Origin of the sequence: Streptomyces sp. T39 (assembly GCF_008042045.1) — a bacterium.
Lineage (GTDB): Bacteria > Actinomycetota > Actinomycetes > Streptomycetales > Streptomycetaceae > Streptomyces.
Genome location: NZ_RDBP01000094.1, coordinates 1 through 824 on the forward strand (window position 1 = coordinate 1; position 824 = coordinate 824).

General features: G+C 78.5%; 1 protein-coding gene. It reads right to left on the reverse strand.

The annotated features are described in order from the left end of the window. Positions 1–25: 25 nt before the first annotated feature. Positions 26–824, reverse strand: a 799-nt coding sequence (locus EAO77_RS35495; protein ID WP_147992443.1) for a DUF2797 domain-containing protein, incomplete at its 5' end; no start/stop codon positions are given.

Consider the following 824-nt stretch of genomic DNA (forward strand, 5'->3'; position numbering starts at 1 on the left):
CTTCTGAGGCCGGCCCCGGCCGGCCTCAGAAGAGACCGCCCTGCTCACCCCGGACCGCCGGCATCGCGCGCACCGGCACACCCGCCCCCGCGTCCGCACCGGCCCGCACCAGGGACCAGCCCGTCAGCAGCCGGGTGTCCACGACCACGACCCGGTCGCCGGACGTCCGCAGATGCAGATCGGGCCCGGCCACGGCCGCGAGCCGCCCGCCGACCGCCCCGCCGTCCACCAGCTCCCGCACCACCTCCGTGGCAGGCGGCAGACCGTCGAGGCCGAACACCCCGGCGTGGTCCACGACCCGGCACTCCAGCCGCTCCAGCGTCTCGGGCCATCCCGGGAGCGCGGCGGCCCGCGCATGCAGCGAGGCCACCTCGGCCGCCCGCTCCCCGGCCGGCGGCAGCGCCGCCCGTACGGCGCGCTTGGCGTCGTACGGGATCCGGTCCGGCACCCCGAGCGCGGCCCGCAGCAGCTCCTCCGTGCGCCGGGCGGCCATCAACGGCCCCCGCCCGAGCCAGGCGAAGGCCACCGCCCCCTGTTCCCGCAGCCGCGCCGACCCGCGCGCCTCGCCGGTGATCCCCACCTTCACGAGGCCCGGCCCGAACCAGGCCAGGTACACCCGGTAGGGACGCGGGTCGTCGGGCATCGTGTCGGCGGCCACCGAATGGGCCCGGTCCAGCCGCGCGCACTCGGCGCACCGCGCCTGCGTCGTCCGCCCGGACACGACGGCGGTCAGCGGGCAGGCGTTGCCCCGGGCCCCGACGCAGTGCCGTTCGCCGCGTGCCCGGAAGCCGATCTCCCTGCCGGGCGTCAACGGGCTCACCCGC